Below are 833 nucleotides of genomic sequence, written 5' to 3'. Positions count from 1 at the left end.
GCGCCGCACGCCGCCGGCCCCGCCGCGCGCCGCGGCCGCGCCACCGGGCCCCCGCAGGTCGGCCAGCCGGTCCTGCAGCCGCTCGCGCAGGCGCAGCGCCCATTCGTCTTCCATGCCGTTGACCGGCACCTCGCCGAGGTCGATCGCCAGCTCGTCGATGCGCCACACCTCGTCGGGCGCGCAGGCCTCGTCGAACAGCTCGTCGACGATGCGCAGCGCCGGGCCCTGCATGAACGCGGCGAGCCGTACTTCAGCCTCGTCGGCCTCGTCGGCCGGCAGCGCGCCGTCGAAGCCGACATCGATGTGCAGGTGCTCGATCAGGTGCGCGTCAGGCATGGCCCTGGACGAAGGGCTCGTCGCCCTCGCCTCCTGCATCGGGGGTGTCGCCCGGCTGGCGCACACACTGGATCACGCGGCAGGCCGCCCCGTCCGCCTGCTCGGCCAGGTGCGCATCGCCGGGCGCGGCCGCCAGCGCCTCGCGTGCCGCCAGCCACGGCACCCAGCAGGCCTCGAAGCGCTGCATCGCCTCCAGCTCCAGCCACAGGCAGTGCAGCGACAGGTGGGCCGGGCAGTTGATGCGCAAGGTGTCCTGCGCGAAGCGGCGGAACGCCGGCTGGCGGGTGCGCGCGGTCCAGCCCGGCATCAGCACCGTGACGCGCAGCGCATGGAAGCCCGGCTTCAGGTTCAGCGCCGCATGCGCGCGGCCGCCCGGCGCGAGCGGGCGCAGCAGCACGTGCTCGACCACGTGCATCCCCTCGCTCTCCTGGTGCAGGTGCAGCAGGAACAGCCGCAGGCTGCCGGCGGCGCGCCGCGCGGCCGGGGCATCGGTGTGC

At 75.3% G+C, this 833-nt stretch carries 2 protein-coding genes; both read right to left on the bottom strand.

Annotation, left to right across the window (positions count from 1 at the left end; genetic code table 11):
• Positions 1-336: contractile injection system tape measure protein (locus AC1D01_RS37000; RefSeq protein WP_477874837.1), on the bottom strand; the 336-nt coding region annotated here is incomplete at its 3' end.
• On the bottom strand, positions 329-833 hold a 505-nt coding region (locus tag AC1D01_RS36995; protein WP_477874835.1), incomplete at its 5' end, for a hypothetical protein. The genes AC1D01_RS37000 and AC1D01_RS36995, both read right to left, overlap by 8 nt.

It is taken from the genome of Rhizobacter sp. P3_B12 (assembly GCF_056402895.1).
This window is presented reverse-complemented; position numbering and strand designations above follow the sequence as displayed.